This window comes from Gilvimarinus gilvus (assembly GCF_030518155.1).
GTDB classification, from domain to species: domain Bacteria; phylum Pseudomonadota; class Gammaproteobacteria; order Pseudomonadales; family Cellvibrionaceae; genus Gilvimarinus; species Gilvimarinus gilvus.
In genome coordinates this window covers 1-386 of record NZ_JAULRU010000726.1, presented here as the reverse complement: position 1 = coordinate 386, position 386 = coordinate 1, and the positions used below count along the sequence as shown (strand labels likewise).

Below are 386 nucleotides of genomic sequence, written 5' to 3'. Positions count from 1 at the left end.
CTAAGCTTTTTGCTTGTCCGTGTCCAAGAATTTCGATTTTTCCGTTCTCATTTTTTCGTCCGACAAGCGCTACAATCTTTGTAGTCCCTATGTCTAAGCCAACTGCAATCTTACTATTGTTCTCCATTTTTTATTCGTTTGGTTGCTACAACTTGGTTTACAAATTTCAAGCTCAATTTTTCATAATCTTCAGTTCCTATAAAATCAATGTATTGATTATAGAATAATTTTAGATTATGTAACTTCTGTTCAAAGTTGTTTAAAGTTCCTAATTCTATATAATAGTTTCCTGTGTTTACAATTAAATTAAAAGAACGTTGTCCCACTTTTTGAATTGCTATGATATGATTTTTTAATAAATCGTCTGCTTTCAAAGCTTGAACAAA

Annotated in this window: 1 protein-coding gene; it reads right to left on the bottom strand. The window is 30.3% G+C overall.

Annotation, left to right across the window (positions count from 1 at the left end; translation table 11 throughout):
* Positions 1 to 113: 113 nt before the first annotated feature.
* Positions 114 to 386: cell division protein FtsQ/DivIB (locus QWI17_RS18150; RefSeq protein WP_302723942.1), on the bottom strand; the 273-nt coding region annotated here is incomplete at its 5' end.